At 61.7% G+C, this 15,611-nt stretch carries 17 protein-coding genes; 4 read left to right on the top strand and 13 right to left on the bottom strand.

The annotated features are described in order from the left end of the window. From AWT75_RS19090 to cadR, 9 genes are all read right to left on the bottom strand, one after another. On the bottom strand, nucleotides 1–356 hold a 356-nt coding region (locus AWT75_RS19090; RefSeq protein ID WP_161937780.1), incomplete at its 3' end, for a recombinase family protein. Nucleotides 357–552: 196 nt separating this feature from the next. Then, nucleotides 553–1,110 carry a recombinase family protein gene (locus AWT75_RS19085; RefSeq protein ID WP_004118524.1) on the bottom strand — a complete coding sequence of 186 codons (558 nt, stop codon included), beginning with the start codon at nucleotides 1,108–1,110 and terminating at the stop codon, nucleotides 553–555. After that, entirely contained in the window at nucleotides 1,104–1,475 is a 372-nt protein-coding gene (locus AWT75_RS19080; RefSeq protein WP_003100853.1) for a hypothetical protein, read from the bottom strand. Before AWT75_RS19080 ends, AWT75_RS19085 begins: the two co-directional genes overlap by 7 nt. Next, the gene (locus AWT75_RS19075) at nucleotides 1,472–1,972 is read right to left on the bottom strand and encodes a hypothetical protein (RefSeq protein ID WP_003100856.1); all 501 of its coding nucleotides are present in this window, start codon (nucleotides 1,970–1,972) and stop codon (nucleotides 1,472–1,474) included. Before AWT75_RS19075 ends, AWT75_RS19080 begins: the two co-directional genes overlap by 4 nt. Continuing rightward, complete coding sequence (locus AWT75_RS19070) at nucleotides 1,969–2,295, bottom strand: hypothetical protein (RefSeq protein ID WP_003100858.1); 327 nt, start codon at nucleotides 2,293–2,295, stop codon at nucleotides 1,969–1,971. The genes AWT75_RS19075 and AWT75_RS19070 overlap by 4 nt, the downstream gene beginning before the upstream one ends. Nucleotides 2,296–2,549: 254 nt before the next feature. Continuing rightward, entirely contained in the window at nucleotides 2,550–2,906 is a 357-nt protein-coding gene (locus AWT75_RS21055) for a cupin domain-containing protein (protein WP_003465043.1), read from the bottom strand. 236 nt (nucleotides 2,907–3,142) lie between these two features. Then, complete coding sequence (locus tag AWT75_RS19065) at nucleotides 3,143–3,529, bottom strand: HepT-like ribonuclease domain-containing protein (RefSeq protein WP_003100872.1); 387 nt, start codon at nucleotides 3,527–3,529, stop codon at nucleotides 3,143–3,145. Further along, nucleotides 3,526–3,792, bottom strand: a complete 267-nt coding sequence (locus AWT75_RS19060; RefSeq protein WP_016487057.1) for a nucleotidyltransferase family protein — start codon at nucleotides 3,790–3,792, stop codon at nucleotides 3,526–3,528. Before AWT75_RS19060 ends, AWT75_RS19065 begins: the two co-directional genes overlap by 4 nt. 256 nt (nucleotides 3,793–4,048) lie before the next feature. Continuing rightward, nucleotides 4,049–4,468, bottom strand: a complete 420-nt coding sequence (gene cadR, locus AWT75_RS19055) for a Cd(II)/Pb(II)-responsive transcriptional regulator (RefSeq protein ID WP_013124607.1) — start codon at nucleotides 4,466–4,468, stop codon at nucleotides 4,049–4,051. A gap of 85 nt (nucleotides 4,469–4,553) precedes the next feature. Between cadR and AWT75_RS19050 the strand changes: the two genes are divergently transcribed. The 3 genes from AWT75_RS19050 to AWT75_RS19040 are packed head-to-tail and all read left to right on the top strand — an operon-like array spanning nucleotide 4,554 to nucleotide 10,012. Beyond that, the gene (locus tag AWT75_RS19050) at nucleotides 4,554–6,959 is read left to right on the top strand and encodes a heavy metal translocating P-type ATPase (protein ID WP_062791214.1); all 2,406 of its coding nucleotides are present in this window, start codon (nucleotides 4,554–4,556) and stop codon (nucleotides 6,957–6,959) included. Next, nucleotides 6,956–8,047, top strand: a complete 1,092-nt coding sequence (gene lspA, locus AWT75_RS23890; protein ID WP_013124605.1) for a signal peptidase II — start codon at nucleotides 6,956–6,958, stop codon at nucleotides 8,045–8,047. Before AWT75_RS19050 ends, lspA begins: the two co-directional genes overlap by 4 nt. Before the next feature lie 18 nt (nucleotides 8,048–8,065). Further along, nucleotides 8,066–10,012, top strand: a complete 1,947-nt coding sequence (locus tag AWT75_RS19040; protein ID WP_013124604.1) for a cytochrome c/FTR1 family iron permease — start codon at nucleotides 8,066–8,068, stop codon at nucleotides 10,010–10,012. Nucleotides 10,013–10,099: 87 nt separating this feature from the next. Here AWT75_RS19040 and AWT75_RS19035 read toward each other — a convergent pair whose 3' ends face one another. From AWT75_RS19035 to AWT75_RS19020, 4 genes are read right to left on the bottom strand one after another with little or no spacing between them, the layout of a single operon-like run. After that, entirely contained in the window at nucleotides 10,100–10,714 is a 615-nt protein-coding gene (locus AWT75_RS19035; protein ID WP_013124603.1) for a recombinase family protein, read from the bottom strand. 60 nt (nucleotides 10,715–10,774) lie between these two features. Then, on the bottom strand, nucleotides 10,775–11,989 hold the full coding sequence (locus AWT75_RS19030) for a TniQ family protein (RefSeq protein WP_062791212.1): 1,215 nt from the start codon (nucleotides 11,987–11,989) through the stop codon (nucleotides 10,775–10,777). Then, the gene (locus AWT75_RS19025; RefSeq protein WP_062791216.1) at nucleotides 11,986–12,894 is read right to left on the bottom strand and encodes a TniB family NTP-binding protein; all 909 of its coding nucleotides are present in this window, start codon (nucleotides 12,892–12,894) and stop codon (nucleotides 11,986–11,988) included. Before AWT75_RS19025 ends, AWT75_RS19030 begins: the two co-directional genes overlap by 4 nt. A 2-nt stretch (nucleotides 12,895–12,896) precedes the next feature. Further along, on the bottom strand, nucleotides 12,897–14,576 hold the full coding sequence (locus tag AWT75_RS19020) for a Mu transposase C-terminal domain-containing protein (protein WP_193394106.1): 1,680 nt from the start codon (nucleotides 14,574–14,576) through the stop codon (nucleotides 12,897–12,899). A gap of 276 nt (nucleotides 14,577–14,852) precedes the next feature. On the opposite strand from AWT75_RS19020, the gene AWT75_RS19015 reads away from it, so the two are divergent. Further along, nucleotides 14,853–15,611: DNA-binding protein (locus tag AWT75_RS19015; protein WP_062791208.1), on the top strand; the 759-nt coding region annotated here is incomplete at its 3' end.

Below are 15,611 nucleotides of genomic sequence, written 5' to 3'. Positions count from 1 at the left end.
ATCAGGTTGCGCTCGAACTCAGCCAGCGCGGCGAAGACATGAAAGACCAGGCGGCCGGCGGCCGTGGTGGCGTCGATCTTCTCGGTCAGGCTCTCGAAGCCGATGCCTTTGGCGTCCAGCTCGCCGACCAGGCGAACCAGCTCGGGCAACGACCGGCCCAGCCGATCGAGCCGCCACACGACCAGCACATCGCCCCTGCGCGCGATGCGTTTCGCTTCGTCTAGGCCGGGGCGGTCTACCTTTGCGCCGCTGGCCTTGTCCTCGAACAGCCGTTCGCAGCCCGCCGCCTGTAGGGCGTCGCGCTGTAGGTCGAGCGTTTGATCGTCGGTCGAGACGCGGGCATAGCCGATCTTCATTCAGTGTCCGTCATGCCGTAGCAGTTGCGACATTTTCGCACGCTGATTGGAAGACGGAAAAAAGTACAGCGCTGACCCCCTTTCCAATCCATCGAGCGTGTCATTTTCAGAAGGTGACTGCACGAAATGTCAGGAGTCGGCAGCACTCAGGGCAGCGTATAGGGGGGTCGTCTCAGAAAACGGAAAATAAAGCACGCTAAGCGTGCGTGGAGGCTGGCACCCAGCGGTACAGCGTCGGAATGGACACGCCGAGGTTCTTGGCCACGTCCTTGGGCGGCACCCCGCTGGCCAGCAGCTTCTTGGCCGACTCGATCTTGCTGTCGGTCATCTTCGGCTTGCGGCCGCCTTTGCGGCCGAGCTGCTTGGCGACTTCCAGCCCGGCGCGGGTGCGCTCGACGGTCAGCTCGCGCTCCATTTCGGCAAGGCTCGCCATGACGTGGAAGAAGAACCGCCCGGATGGTGTGCCGGTGTCGATGGAGTCGGTGAGGCTCCTGAACTGGACACCGTGCTTGTGCAGCTCGCCGACCAGATCGACCAGTTGCTTGACCGACCGGCCCAGCCGGTCGAGCTTCCAGACGACCAAAGTATCGCCTTCGCGCAGCATTTCGAGCGTCTTGGCCAAGCCAGGCCGGTCTGCCCGCGTGCCACTCACCTTGTCCTCGAAGACCTTTTTACATCCGGCCTTGCTCAAGGCTTCGCGTTGCAGCTCCAGGTTCTGATCCTGCGTCGAGACGCGCGCATAGCCAATCAACATGGCTTGTCTCGCGCCCGGTCGATGCGTTCCTGCATCGCCTGCATCACTTCTTCGTGGGTGTACGATCTGGCGTTGGCGTCGGTGGCTTGCCGCAGGGCTTCCTCAACCTCGCGCGTCATCCGCTCGTAATCCTCCGGCCACAGCGCTTGCTCCATGCGCAGCGACGCCTGACCCAGCAGGTGCAGCAGGCTGAACAGCCGCATGTCGTTGGTGGCGACGATGCGCTCCCGAATCTGCTCCTGAATAGCTTCGCTAGCCCGATGCGCTTGTGGTGTGGCAGTCCCCTCGTAGTCAGCGGGGAATTCCGCTTCCTCGGCAATCCTTGCCCAGGCGCTGGCCAGCGCCTCGATGGTTGACGTGCTCATTTCCGCCGCTCCTGTGCTCTTTGGCGAATCAACCGGCCAAGGGGCCTCGACGCGAAAACCAGCAGCATCACGCCTATCGGATACCAGGTCGAGAAGACCACCAAGGCATCGAAGGCTGGCCGTCCGGTGTTGGTAGGCAGTACGGCGGTCACAGCCATCAACCCGCCGACCGTCCAGATGATGCGCCACACGTAGGGCATCACGCGGGGCACGTAGCCGTCATCGAAAGCGGTCTGGTAGTAGCGGCGCAGGCCGCGCTCGGCAAGCGCCTGGCGCTGCCGCTCCGACAGCGCATCCGTCCGGCCATACCAGCGCCGGAATGGTGGACAGCGCAGCAGCAAAGGGGTGAAGAGGATCATCACCGCCACGATCGCGACACCCCACGCCATGACGGCGCCGGCATCGGGCCGCTTGGCGTTCTCGATCACGGGCGCGAAGACGCCCGGAGCACCGATCATCCAGAACAGCGCAATGTGCTGATGGAAGGAGAGCTTCATTTGCTCATCCACTTGCGCAGCAGGCGCTTTTTCAGGGAGGCGCGTTCTTGCGGGTTGCGTCCCTTGTGATTGGCGATGCGATCCGCCGTGGCGGCCTGGCGCTTGACGGGCCAGTAGGAGCGGCCATCCTTGCCCATCGACCAGACGCTGCTGGCCTGGTTTTCCAGCAGGGGCAGATGGGCGCTCAGGGCTTCGGGCGACGCGCTGGTCAGCGCCGTGCGCTCACGGGTGCGCCAGCGCTGATGCCAGAGCTTCTTGTCCTCGCGCTCGCTGCCGCAGGTCGTGTGCCCGACGATGGGTGTTTTGCGGCGGCTGCGGCTCATAACGTAGTGGTCTCCAAGAACATTCAGGACTGATCCCAGGCGTCGATGGTCAAGACCTGATCGGCAGGACAGGCGGCTACGCGGTCGGGAACTGGATGGTGTTCAGTCTCATGCCGACCCCATTCGATTGATCGCGTCGCTTGCGGCACGCTGCGACGCAAGGAGGTTTGCGACCTGGTTTAGCAGCCGTGTCCGCTGCATGTCTGTTACCTATCTCCCCGACCGCTCATTGGACCAACTCCAGAGATTGGGCTCTATCGCTCAGCCAATACGAAACCGGCATTGGCTGATGCCACAACCGAGACGAACACAAATGGCTCGGTACCTGTATTTCGCGCCCCGTGCACTTGGCCCGGTCTTGCCACGGCTATCTCACCTTCCCTGAGGGCACGAACAATCCCATTGCCCTGAAAGTAATCAGCCATTCCCGACAAAACAGTCCACGTGTCTTGGCCGTGAGGATGAATGTGAGCCGCAATTTCCTGCCCGGGATGGACATGCCAAACCACGATAATTGAGTCTCGGGTTTCAAGCACAACGGAACGAATAGGCTCGCCTTCGGACGGCTGAACATACTCGGCTACAGAAAATATTCTCGATTCAACAGTCATCGGAGATCCCTCTTTCACAGTGCCCCCAGACAGGCTGGATATGAATTCTAACTCGAATTTGAACGGGAGGCTGGTCGTGCGGTCGTGCAGTTGCCGATGAGCGTGTCGGCTGCTGCCTCCTTGCCCACCAGCGAACTCACGTCCGTTGCGGCCATCCAGAAGGTCTTGCCCGAGCGCGGCTCATAGGTCGCGGGATCGAACACGCCAGAGGGGCCGAACATCGGCGGCTTGATTGGTCATGGCTCCATGCCTTTGTCGTTACGGTCTTCATCGTCGGCATCCTGACGCACGGCGGGCAATTGCTGGAGCAACGCCGGCAGCCATTCCTGTACCGTCTCCCACACCACATCGAGGTTGATGTCGAAATAGCCGTGAGCCATGCGATTACGCATATTGCGCATGCTGCGCCACGGCACGTCGGCATGCGCCTGGGTGAACTCGACGTAGCCATCCATCACCTTTGTGGCCGCCTCGCCGATGACGATCAGGCTCATGATGACGGCCTGCTGGGTGCGCTTGTCGGCCAAGAAGTCGTCCTTGGCCATCCCTTCCACGAAGCTGCGCGCATCGGTTGCGGCCTGCTGAATGTGGTCGAGGTAATCGGGCAGGCGGTTCTCGCTCATATCGGTTGCGCCTCCGCGAGCACCTTGGCCCGGAACTTCGGCGGCAGGTCGCCGGGAGTCAGCAGATCGACGTCAACGCCGAGCAGCGATTTCAGTTCTTCTTCCAAATCGCCCAAGTCCAACAACGTGGCACCGGGCAGCGCATCGACCAACAGGTCGAGGTCGCTGCCATCCCGGTCGGTGCCATGCAGCACCGAGCCGAAGACGCGCGGGTTCGCGGCGCGAAAGCGGCCTACCGCTTCACGCACTGCGCTTCGCTTCATGTCAAGCACAACAGACGGTCGCATGGGCATCCTTTCTTATCGAAACTCGTTGAGATGATATGCAATCAAGAATAGAATTTCAAGAACTATTTTCGAGAATCGCAATGCCTTGATTCCCGTGCCGCGCCTGTCATTTTCAGAAGACGACAGCACGGAATATCAGAAGTCAGCCGCACGACCTTCTCCGATGCCAATTAGGCAGGCCGCTCACGAGCCCAAAATCGCAGGCCAATGTCGGCGTGCGAGACACTTCATGCTATGCGTTGCATCCCGGATGATCGCAATCTGATAAACCTTGCAAGATGCCACATGCCTCTATTCGTCGAGCGCCCGAGCATTTTTCACGCAGCGAGAGCAAGTGCCGCTTCAATTGCAACAGCGCTTCCACGCGCTCTTCGGTCTGACGAATATGGACATCCAGTAGTGCATTGACGTCGCCGCAGTCCTGAGCAGGGTTATCTCGTAGGCCCAGCAGTATCCTGATTTCGCTCAGCGTCATGTCAAGCGAACGGCAATGACGAATGAACTGCAAACGCTCGATGTGCACATCGCTGTACAACCGAAAGTTGCCACCACTTCGCGCTGGCTTCGGCAGCAGCCCTTCCTTTTCGTAGTAGCGGATGGTCACGACCTCGCACCCAGAGCGCTTGGCGAGGTCGCCAATTCTGATTTCCATGCCTCAATCTCCATTTTTCACTTGACTCTATAGCGACTATAGAGTTTTTAATGGAGGCTGAATAGACGATTTGAAGGAGTTATCCATGAGCGAATGCGCTTCAAAGGGGTGTGGCTGCTCGACTGGGCCAATCATCCAACCCACGGCACAAGCCCCGCTGGCAACCGGATCGGCTCAAGCGGTGTACCGCATCGAGAACATGGATTGCCCCACGGAAGAGGCGCTGATCCGAGGCAAGCTGGCTGGGCTGGCGGGTGTGGTTGGTCTTGAGTTCAACCTGATGCAGCGTACCTTGGCCGTGCGGCACGAATTGCCTTCGCTGTCTCCCGTTGAGCAGGCACTGAAGGCCATCGGCATGCAAGCTGTGCGCATGGATGAGGCGTCGGCCGGGCAGACGACCAAGCTGTCCATTGCCAAGATGGATTGCCCGACCGAAGAGGCGTTGATCCGCAACAAGCTCGGCACCGTGGCCGGGGTTGCCAATCTCGATTTCAACCTGATGCAGCGCACGTTGTCGGTACGCCATGCTGACGGGGTTCTGCCGGATGTGCTTGTGGCACTACAAGCACTCGGATTCGAGGCGCAGGTCGAGGACAAGGCCGTGGCCGCGTCGCCATCCGCGTCCCCTGTGACAACGCCGACCAACTGGTGGCCGCTCGGCATTTCCCTCATCGCTGCATCGGCGGCCGAAGCGGTCTACTGGTTCCACGACGGCAATCATTGGTCAGTCGTCATTCTGGCGCTTGTCGCGGTCTTGACGGGGGGGCTGTCCACCTACAAGAAGGGCTGGATCGCGCTCAAGAACCGTAACCTCAACATGAACGCCCTGATGTCGATTGCCGTCACGGGTGCTATGTTCATCGGCCACTGGCCCGAAGCTGCGATGGTAATGGTGCTCTTCGCGCTGGCCGAGGTGATCGAGGCCAAGTCATTGGATCGCGCCCGTAACGCCATCCGTGGACTGCTCGACCTGACCCCGGAGCAGGCCACGGTGCAGCAGCCTGACGGCACTTGGCGAGAGGTAAGTGCCAAGCAAATCGCCATTGGCAGCCGAGTCCGGGTCAAACCGGGTGAGCGCATCGCGCTCGATGGCGAGGTGCTAGACGGACGCTCCACGGTCAACCAAGCCCCGATCACGGGCGAAAGCCTCCCGGTCGAGAAGTCCCCCGGCGATCCGGTGTTTGCGGGCACGATCAACGAATCTGGTTCCTTCGAGTACCGCGTCTCTGCCTTGGCCAGCAACTCCACTTTGGCCCGCATCATTCACGCAGTAGAGGCTGCACAAGGTAGCCGTGCACCGACCCAGCGTTTTGTCGATCAGTTCGCCCGTTGGTACACGCCTCTCGTGTTCGCCCTAGCCATTGCCGTCGCACTGCTACCCCCGCTTCTCATGGGCGCGGCATGGATGGACTGGATTTACCGTGCACTGGTTCTGCTGGTGGTTGCCTGCCCATGCGCCCTGGTGATTTCCACGCCGGTCAGCATCGTCAGCGGCTTGGCCGCCGCTGCCCGCCACGGCATTCTTGTCAAGGGCGGTGTCTATCTGGAAGAAGGCCGCAAGCTGCGCTGGCTGGCTCTGGACAAGACCGGCACGGTCACTCACGGCAAGCCCGCACAAACCGATTTTGTCGCATGGGGCAACGCACTCGCCTCCGATAGCCGCTGTATCGCTGCCAGTTTGGCGGCCCGCTCCGATCATCCTGTATCCAAGGCGGTGGCACAGGCTGCGCAGCGGGATGGAGTTGCCTTGCTCGACGTGGCCGAGTTCAGCGCGCTGCCCGGTCGGGGTGTGCAAGGCCAAATCGACGGGGAGACCTACTATCTGGGCAACCACCGAATGCTTGAAGAGCTGGGGCAGTGCACACCAGAGCTGGAGCAGCGCATCGCGGCGCTGGAAACCGTAGGCAAGACCGTCGTGATGTTGGTAGGCGCAAAAGGGGTACATGCCTTATTCGCCGTTGCGGACACCATCAAGGACAGCAGCAGGAGAGCCATCGCCGAGCTGCATGCTCTGGGCATCAACACCGTGATGCTGACCGGCGATAACCCCCACACGGCCCAGGCCATTGCCGCACAAGCTGGCATTGACCGTGCGCAAGGCAACCAACTGCCTGACGACAAACTGCGCGAAGTGGAGCAATTGTCCAGAAATGGCAAGGTTGGCATGGTCGGTGATGGCATCAACGACGCACCGGCCTTGGCGCGTGCGGACATTGGCTTTGCAATGGGAGCGGCAGGCACAGATACCGCCATTGAAACCGCCGACGTGGCCCTGATGGACGATGACCTGCGCAAGATTCCGACCTTCGTGCGTCTGTCGCGTGCGACAGCACAGGTGCTGATGCAAAACATTGTGCTGGCCCTTGGCATCAAGGCGGTATTTCTGGTGCTCACTTTCACGGGTCACGCGACCATGTGGATGGCTGTGTTCGCCGATATGGGTGCCAGCTTGCTTGTTGTCGGCAACGGCTTGAGGCTGTTGCGTCGATGAGCTGGAAACTCTTTCTCTATGACTGGGGTGGCCTGAACATCGCGTTGTTTCAAGTCATTAACACAGGCACGCCCGCCACGCTGGAACCACTGGCATGGTTCTTTAGCCTCGTGGGAAGTTACTGGACAGCGCCGCTGATGCTGTTGGGTCTGTGGTGGTGGTCGAAATCGGCTACTAACGCGGCGCGTGGCACGGCCGTTCGGCATCGCCTTATTGGTTTTAGCGCGGCCTTCTTGCTGGCGTTATTGGTCGCCACCGTCTTGAAGCTATGGTTCGACTTTCCACGCCCGCCTGCCGTCCTTGGCGAGCTGGTGCGCGTCATCGGGGACAAAGAGCTTCACTACAGCCTGCCCAGCGGGCATGCCACCTATGCCGCGCTGGTGGTCGGTGCACTCTGGCCGTTGATGGGCCGCCATGGTCGCGTCGGCTTGGTGCTATATGCCACGTTGGTCGGCTGGTCGCGCATCGCTGCGGGAATGCACTTCCCGGCGGATGTGTTGGCGGGGTGGGCGCTGGGATGGAGCTGCACGGCACTCGCCCGGTGGCTGCTTCCGCTGGCCGCCTCTGTATGGCAATCGGCTCGTCGCACGTCGGCCTGGATCTGGTTCACCGTGGCCGCCACTATTGTCATGACAGATCAGCTTACCAAGTTCGCCATCATTCGCACGTTTGCCTACGGTGAGCAAGTCGAAATCACTCCGTTTTTCAACCTCGTTCACGTCCTGAATCCGGGTGCGGCGTTCAGCTTTTTGGCGAACGCTGGCGGCTGGCAACGTTACTTTTTCATCACGTTGGGTCTGGTTGTTTCTGCTTGGCTGGGTCGCATGCTGTGCCAGCAACGGCCACGTCTCGAAGCGATGGGCTACAGCCTGATCCTTGGTGGTGCGCTCGGCAATGTGGCGGATCGCATGTTGCGTGGACAGGTGGTTGATTTCCTCGACTTCCATTGGCGGCTCGCGCACTGGCCCGCCTTCAACCTCGCTGACGTGGCGATCACGTCGGGCGCTGCTTTGCTCATCATGCAGATGCAGACCCGGGAAAAGAGGATGGACACAGGATCAATTGCGAATTATAATCATTCTCAATGATTTAACCAGAGAATTCCCATGCCCTGCCGATTACCCTATCGCTGGCTGATGGCTTTGCTGTTGGCGATTTGCTCGTTAATCGGCGGGCCAAGCTACGCAGCCAACACCACCGAACTCAAAGCCAAACAGATTTGGCAACTTCTGGACTACGTCGCCGTCGATTACGGCGGCGCGGTAGCCAACGGTGTGGTCCTGAAATCGTCGGAGTACGCTGAAATGCAGGAATTTTCAGCGACAGCCGAACGTCAACTGGGAGAATTACCTGACCAGACCGACAAGGGTCGCTTGTTGCAACAAGCGACCGCTTTGCGTGCTGCGGTAGCTGCCAAAGCCGATCCGGCCAGCGTAGCAAAACTGGCGCACGCGCTGTCCAGTGCGGTGCAAAAGGCGTACCCGTTTCCAGTCGCACCGACTGCCATGCCGGTCTTAGCGAAGGGAGGGCAGTTGTTTCAGGCCCAGTGTGCGGCCTGTCACGGTCAGCAAGGGCGCGGTGATGGCCCCCTAGCGGCATCCCTCAACCCCAAGCCGACCGCGCTGGCCGATCACATGCGGGCGCGCGAGCGCAGCTTATTCGCGCTACACCAAATTATCAGCAACGGTGTCCAGGGCACCGCTATGCAGGGCTTTGGCGCGTTGTCGGATGAAGACCGATGGGCATTGGCGTTCTTTGTTGGCACGCTACCTTATACGCAAAGCGACAAGGACGAAGGAGCCAAGCTCTGGCAAGCCAACGCGCAGGTTCGCCAGACGCTCGTCAGTCTGGATGTGCTGACGCAAACATCTGAGCATGTCTTGGCGGACAGGCTGGATGAGCCTTCCGCCAGAGCCCTGACGGCCTATTTGCGCGCCAATCCGAGCGCGCTGAATATCAGCAGTCCGAAGGGCACCGCGATTGCCAAAGCCAAACTCAGTGAGAGCGTGACGGCATTGCTGGCTGACGACCGTGCAGGTGCGACCAAGCTAGCCTTGTCTGCTTACCTCGATGGCTTCGAGCCGGTCGAACCGGCGTTGGCCACTCGCAATCGGCCGCTGTTCGAGAAGATCGAAGCCGCGATGGTGTCCTACCGGGCATTGATAGCCAATGGTTCGCCTGCCGATGTGCAGACAGCGGAGCTGCATTTGCGCGGCTTGCTGGATGAAGCGGACAAGGTGCTTGCTCCCTCCGACGACGATGCCGTGGCGGCCTTCATCGGTGCGTTAACCATCTTGCTACGTGAAGGATTGGAAGCCCTGCTGGTGGTCGTTGCCATGCTGGCGTTTCTCAAGAAAGCCGAACGGAAAGACGTATTGATCTACGTGCATGCAGGCTGGGCATCCGCGCTGGCCGCAGGCGGCATTACATGGGCAGTGGCAACTTACTTGGTCGGCGTCAGTGGGGCAAGCCGGGAGCTAACGGAAGGCTTTTCGTCACTCTTTGCCGCCGTGGTCTTGCTGGGTGTGGGCATGTGGATGCACCAGAAGAGCGTTGCCGGTCGTTGGCAGGTCTACCTCAAGGAAAAGCTGTCGTCGGCGCTGAACAAGCGCACGGCATGGTTCTTGTTTTCGCTGGCCTTCGTCGCCGTCTACCGTGAGGTGTTCGAGACGGTGCTGTTCTACGCAGCGCTCTGGACAGAAGGAAATGGCTGGCCCCTGCTGGCGGGCTTGGGCACTGGCATGGGAATCCTGGCCCTGCTGGCAGTCATACTGCTGCGCACCAGTGCGCGCCTGCCGATTGGCCAGTTCTTCGCTGCCAGCTCACTGCTGGTGGCCATACTTGCCGTGGTCTTGGCAGGCAAGGGCATCGCAGGTCTGCAAGAAGCAGGGTTATTGCATACCAGCCCAATATCGATCCCACGCATTGATCTGCTGGGCATCTATCCGTCGTGGCAAACACTCTCAGCGCAATTCGCTGTGTTATTCATCGTTGTGGTGGCCTTTACAATCAATTTGCGGTCATCGCGTCAAATGGCAGTACAAAAAAGCTGATTTGACGGCGTGAATAGGTGAATTGATGCCGCGATGAGCGCCTTCATCCTCGAATCCGTGCTGACCATGTAGAGGCCAGTTTTTCTTTTACACCTTGGACAGCAGTCGTATTCCATCCGCGCGCAATTCCCCTTTGGGAGAAATATGCCGGTACAAGGTCTGTCGCGTGATACCGAGCTCTTGGCACAGGTCGCCGACATTGGTTTCAGTCTGCCCCATTGCCGCCATCGCCAGGCGCAGCTTGGCGGCCGTCATTTTGAAAGGCCGACCGCCTTTCCTGCCGCGCGCCCGCGCCGAGGCCAAGCCCGCTACTGTGCGCTCTGCGATCAGCTCGCGCTCGAATTCGGCCAGTGCGGCGAAGATGCCGAAAACCAGCTTGCCAGCAGCGGTCGTCGTGTCGATGGCGGCTCCGTGGCCGGTCAGAACCTTGAGGCCAACGCCGCGCCCGGTCAGATCGTGCACGGTATTGATCAGATGGCGCAGGTCGCGCCCGAGCCGGTCGAGCTTCCATACGACCAAGGTATCCCCTGAACGCAACGCCTTCAAACAGCTCGCCAAGCCGGGACGATCCTCGCGCTTGCCGGATGCCTGGTCTTCGTAAAGATGCGCCGGATCGATGGCGGCAGCGATCAGCGCGTCGCGCTGCAAGTCAGTGGCCTGGGAGCCATCCGCCTTCGATACCCGCATGTAGCCGATCAGCATGTCATACCTGTCACATATACGTTCGATTATGTGACAGCGTGAACCAGAAAGCTATCACCGTCAAAACTTGTCACTTAACCCGTCACTTAGTCTAAGGTCTGCAAAGGTCCATTTAGGTTCATAATGTGACAAAAACTCTGGCGGGATACCTTCCTTGGCAAACGTGTCGCGCAAGCGCTTCAAGGACTCAGGGTCGCGTCGCCCGCATGACGCCAGAGCGAACAGTGAGCGGGCCGTCTCCGGGTTGTACCGTGCTTCAATGATGGCCTCTTCGATGGCCTGGGCTGCTCGTTGCCAGTAGTTGACGGATTCCGGCTTCGGCACCTTCACCGGCAGGCCGTTGGTGAAACCAGCGTGCGGCTCCGTCTGAAACAGAACGGCCTGTTCCCCTCGCGCGGGCAGCGCCTTCGATTCGATCAGTGTGATGGCGGTGGCCACCGCTTCCAGCATCTGCAACTGCACCGCAGGGGCCAAAATCTCGAAAGGACGCCATAGGCTCTGTCCGGCGCGCAGTGGATGGCCGCAATGCTCCCAGACTTGGCGAATGCTGCCCGCGCTGCCGCTACAACAGTGCGACAGCGGGGTGTTCAGTTCATCGAGCAGGGTGCGCAGCAGCCGGAACCACAGACCGGCATGGATACGCCGGCGCGGCAGTTCCACAAAGCCCGTCGTCAGGGCCTGCCAAGTGCGCCCATCCATGCAGGTAATCGCCTCATTGGCGGGATGTGGAGCAGCATCGGCCTTCTCCCACTGGAGATACCGGCCGGGCAGGCCCCAATAGGACTCCAGCCAGCAGCCATGCTGCGGGCAACTGAGCATCAAGGGGAGTTGCCAGACGAGCAACATGGCCTGGTTGGTCGTATCGTTCAGACACAGCGGACATGCCCGGCGAATCGGCTGACTCGGCAGCCACGCACGCCAGCGGGTGATGGATCGCGCCTTGCGCTTGGGCAGCAGCACCGAGCATTGAAACGCATAGGTTTCCAGTGCCGCAGGCACCGAATCGTCGAGGCTGTCCAGCAGCCACGGCACCCAGCCGGCTAGGCTCATCCTGCTCAATTGCTCGAACTCAACGCCGCTGCGCTGGGCAAGCACCGTCAACAGCGACGGAGGAGGCGCGGTATCCAGCTCATCGAGTTGGCAGTGACCAAGATCGTGTACCAGCAGCTCGTGCACATCCATCTGGTAGCAGGCAGCGACCCGGTTGAGCCACGAGGACAGCGCCTCGCCTTCTTTCGGGGCCGGGTGCAGCGGCCAGCGCGGCGCAGGCTTCACATCAGTTCCCGCTCGAACTGTCGTCGCCGCTCACTGGGGCCAGCGTAGTCGGCCATGCTCAACGTGCGATGGTTGATCGCCTCCTCGCCGCTCTCCACGGCGGCGATGGCCGCCGCCATCAGCAGATGCGCCAGCTCGCCGATGGTGCCCTCGCTACGGGTGAGCAGGTAACGGGCCATGTCCGGCGTGGCAATCGGCGACGGTCGCCGCAGTGGAAGCGAAGCCGCGAAGCTGGCCAGCAGCGAGCAGCAGTCCTCATTGGCCTCCCACAGCGGCAGCAGCATCGGCTCGAAGCGGTTTTCCAGTTGATCGTCCGAGCGGATGGCGAGATACGCTTCGCGCGTGCCGACACCGACCAGCGGGATACGCAGCTCGTTGCCGAGAAAACGCAGCAGGTTGAGGAATTCCCGCCGGTTGACGCTGTTGCCAGCCAGAACGTTGTGCAGCTCGTCGATCACCAGCATGCGCACGCCGACCTTGCGCAGCAGAGCCAGCGCCAATTGCTCCATTTCCGGCAGCCGGGGACGCGGGCGCAGCGGCGCACCCATCGCGGCCAGCAGCGCGACGTAAAAACGGATCACCGAGGGTTCGGATGGCATTTGCACCACCAGCACCGGGATGTGCTCTTGGTCGGCATCGGTGCTGGCCGGGTGCGAGCGTCGGAATTTCTCGACGATCATCGACTTGCCGTTGTTGGTGGGGCCGATCAGCAGCAGGTTGGGCATGCGTTGCTTGTTCGGCCAGGCAAACAGCGTTTCCAGCCGGTTCAGCGCCTCAACCGCACGCGGGTAGCCGATCCAGCGGTCCGCGCGAATGCGCTGGATGCGCTCATCGGCCGGCAGCCGGGCCAAACCCTGCGCCGCCGGCAGCAGGTGGGACAGGTCAATGATGGGGTATTCGTCCACGGCTACCACTCCTCGATCTGCTCGAACGGCTTGGCCGGCGGCAGGTCGCCGGCCTGCGTGTCAGCCATGTTCACGTCCGGCGGTATGGGCTTGGCCGGCGGAGCCGACGCCTTGAGGTGCTGTCGGCGATCCGCATCGCGCCGCGCCTTGCGCGTGGCCTTCTGGGCGGTGGTCACGATCTCGCGCATCTGGCCGATCATGCGAAACAGCGCCGATTCATCCACCTGCTCGCGCCCTAGCTGACGCAATTTCGCCAGTGCCTGGCGTTGCTCCCAGAGGGTGACGGCCGGGTGTGACAGGGTGCGGTAGGGGACTTCCAGGTAGTGCTGTTCCTCCGGTTCCAGTACCCAGATGCGACTGATGTCGCGCGGGTCGCGCCGGATCAGAAAAGCCGGCAAGCGGTCGCGCTTGGCAATCCACGGCTTGAGCGCGTCGGCGTAGTAGTGAATGTGGTCGATGACAAAGCCGGTGCGGGTCAGCGTGCGGCGGATGACCGGCAGAAAATCGACCAGAAACGCGGTGGGCCGTGTGACCACAGGCGGCACACCGATTCGCGCCACGGCCTCGGCCCAGCGCGCGGCCGGCGGCTGAAGTAGCCCGTTATGCACCGAGCCGTGATAGGTGCCCACGGCCAGCGTGAGCCAGCGTTCCAGTTCGCGCAGGGTCAGGGCAGCCATCTTGTCGGCGTCGTACTCGCCACGCTGGCTTGGGTTGGAGAAGGTCGTGCCCGGCAGGTCATCGTGGATCATCTGCATCGCCGTGCCTATGATGCGTTCCACGATGCCGCCGTAGTGCGGCTGACCGGGGGGCCGGTAGTCCAGGCGGATGCCGTGCTGCTCGCAGCCCCGGCGCAGAGCCTCGCTCTTGAACTCGGCCGCATTGTCCAGGTAGAGCAGCCTGGGCTTGCCGCTCATCGGCCAGTCCATCTCCACATCCAGCCCTTCCAGCCAGGGACGCTTGTCGCAGGCGACATGCGCCAGACACAGGCCGACCGAGACGGCGGACGGCGCTTCGAGCGTGACCACCATGCCGAGCACGCAGCGGGTGAATACGTCGATGGCCAGCGTGAGATAGGGGCGGCCAATCGGTTGCCGGTCGCGCGCATCCACCACGATCAGGTCGATGACCGTGTGGTCGATCTGTACCTGCTCCAGCGGCTCGGCGACTGTCGGCGGGAGGCCGCCGGCACCTTGCAGTTCGCGGGAGGCATCCTGCCCTTCCCGGCGGCGAACGGTCTTGAGCGGATCAAGGTGGGCGATCCGCAAAGCCACGGTATTGCGCGCCGGCACCCGCAGCTTCTGCGCCTTGCAGGCTTGCGCGACTTCGCGGTGGAAGGCCGCCAGGCTGCGCTTCTGTTTGGTCAGGAAACGCTTTTGCAGCAACTCGCGGATGATGCGCTCGACCGACTCCGGTAAGCGGCCCTTGCCTTTACCACCGCTTGACTGCCCTGGTGCCAAGTCAGTGACCAGCCCCGCGCCTTGCCGGGCGCGGCGAATCAGGGCATAGACCTGCCGCCGGGACACGCCCAGCGCCTGGGCTGCCGCGTCGGCCGCTGTATGTCCGACGGTCTCCGACTGCGCCAACGGCCCGATGATTTCGGCGCGACGGCGTGCATGCTCCCATGCCTGATCTGGCAGGGTGGCCACGCCATGCTCGGGAATCCGTGGAGTGTCGGTCGCCATGCTCACCTCGCTTTGGTGCACACGAGTATTGAGCATAGACGAGTTTCGTGCAGACGAGTCCTGATATTGGACTGTCAGGAGCCGACTGCACAACAGCCTTCAAACCCCGTTTTTTGGTGCAGTCGCCTTCTGAAAATGACAGAGCGGATGCCGGCTCACTGTCCGCCAACCGTTCGTTTAAAAAACAACACCATGGAGATAGTTCATTTATTTGTTTGTTTCTTTCTTTGTTTGTGCTACATTATAGGTGTCGATCAACCCAAGGAGTGCCGCCCCATGCGACCCGCTGAATTCACCGCCGAGCAGATCATCGAGGCCGGCCAGGCGCTGCAAGCTGCCGGTCGGAACATCACCGGCTTTGCGCTGCGCCAGAAGGTCGGCGGCGGCAACCCTTCCCGGCTCAAGCAGGTTTGGGATGAGCACATCAGCAGCCAGGCCGTCACCAAGGCCGAGCCCGTGGCCGAGCTGCCGGTCGAGGTGGCCGAGGAAGTCGCGGCCGTCACCAAGGCCCTGACCGAGCGCCTGGCGACGCTGGCCGTCGAGCTGAACGACAAGGCGGTGAAGGCGGCAGAGCGGCGCGTCGCTGAAGTCATCCGCACGGCCGGCGAGCAGCGCGAACAGGCCGAGCGTGAGCTGGCAGATGCCGCGCAGACGGTCGATGACCTCGAAAGCAAGCTCGACGAGGGCAAGGCCGCAGCCGAGGTCTTGGAAAAGCGCCTTGCCGAGTTGCAGGCCGCCCACCAGGCGCAAGCCGTCGAACTGGCTCAAGTGCGCGAGCGCTTGGCGCTCACTGAGCAAGCCACGGCCAAGGCGGCAGAAGAGCACGCGGCCGAGTTGACCAGGTTGAACGCTGCCATCGAAGCCGAGCGCTCGCGGCACCAGCAGCAAGCCGAGCAGTTGCGCGCCGAGCTGGCGACCGTGAAGACCAAAGCCGATGCGGCCGACCAGGCACACCAAGAACACCGGAAGCAGGCCGAGGCCGAGGCAGCTCGCGCCGCCGATCGTGCGGCCAAAGCGGAGGCGGATCGCGATGCC

Origin of the sequence: Aquitalea pelogenes (assembly GCF_001515305.1) — a bacterium.
Taxonomy (GTDB): domain Bacteria; phylum Pseudomonadota; class Gammaproteobacteria; order Burkholderiales; family Chromobacteriaceae; genus Aquitalea; species Aquitalea pelogenes.
Note: the sequence above shows the minus strand (reverse complement) of the source record. Positions and strands in the feature narration are given on the sequence as shown.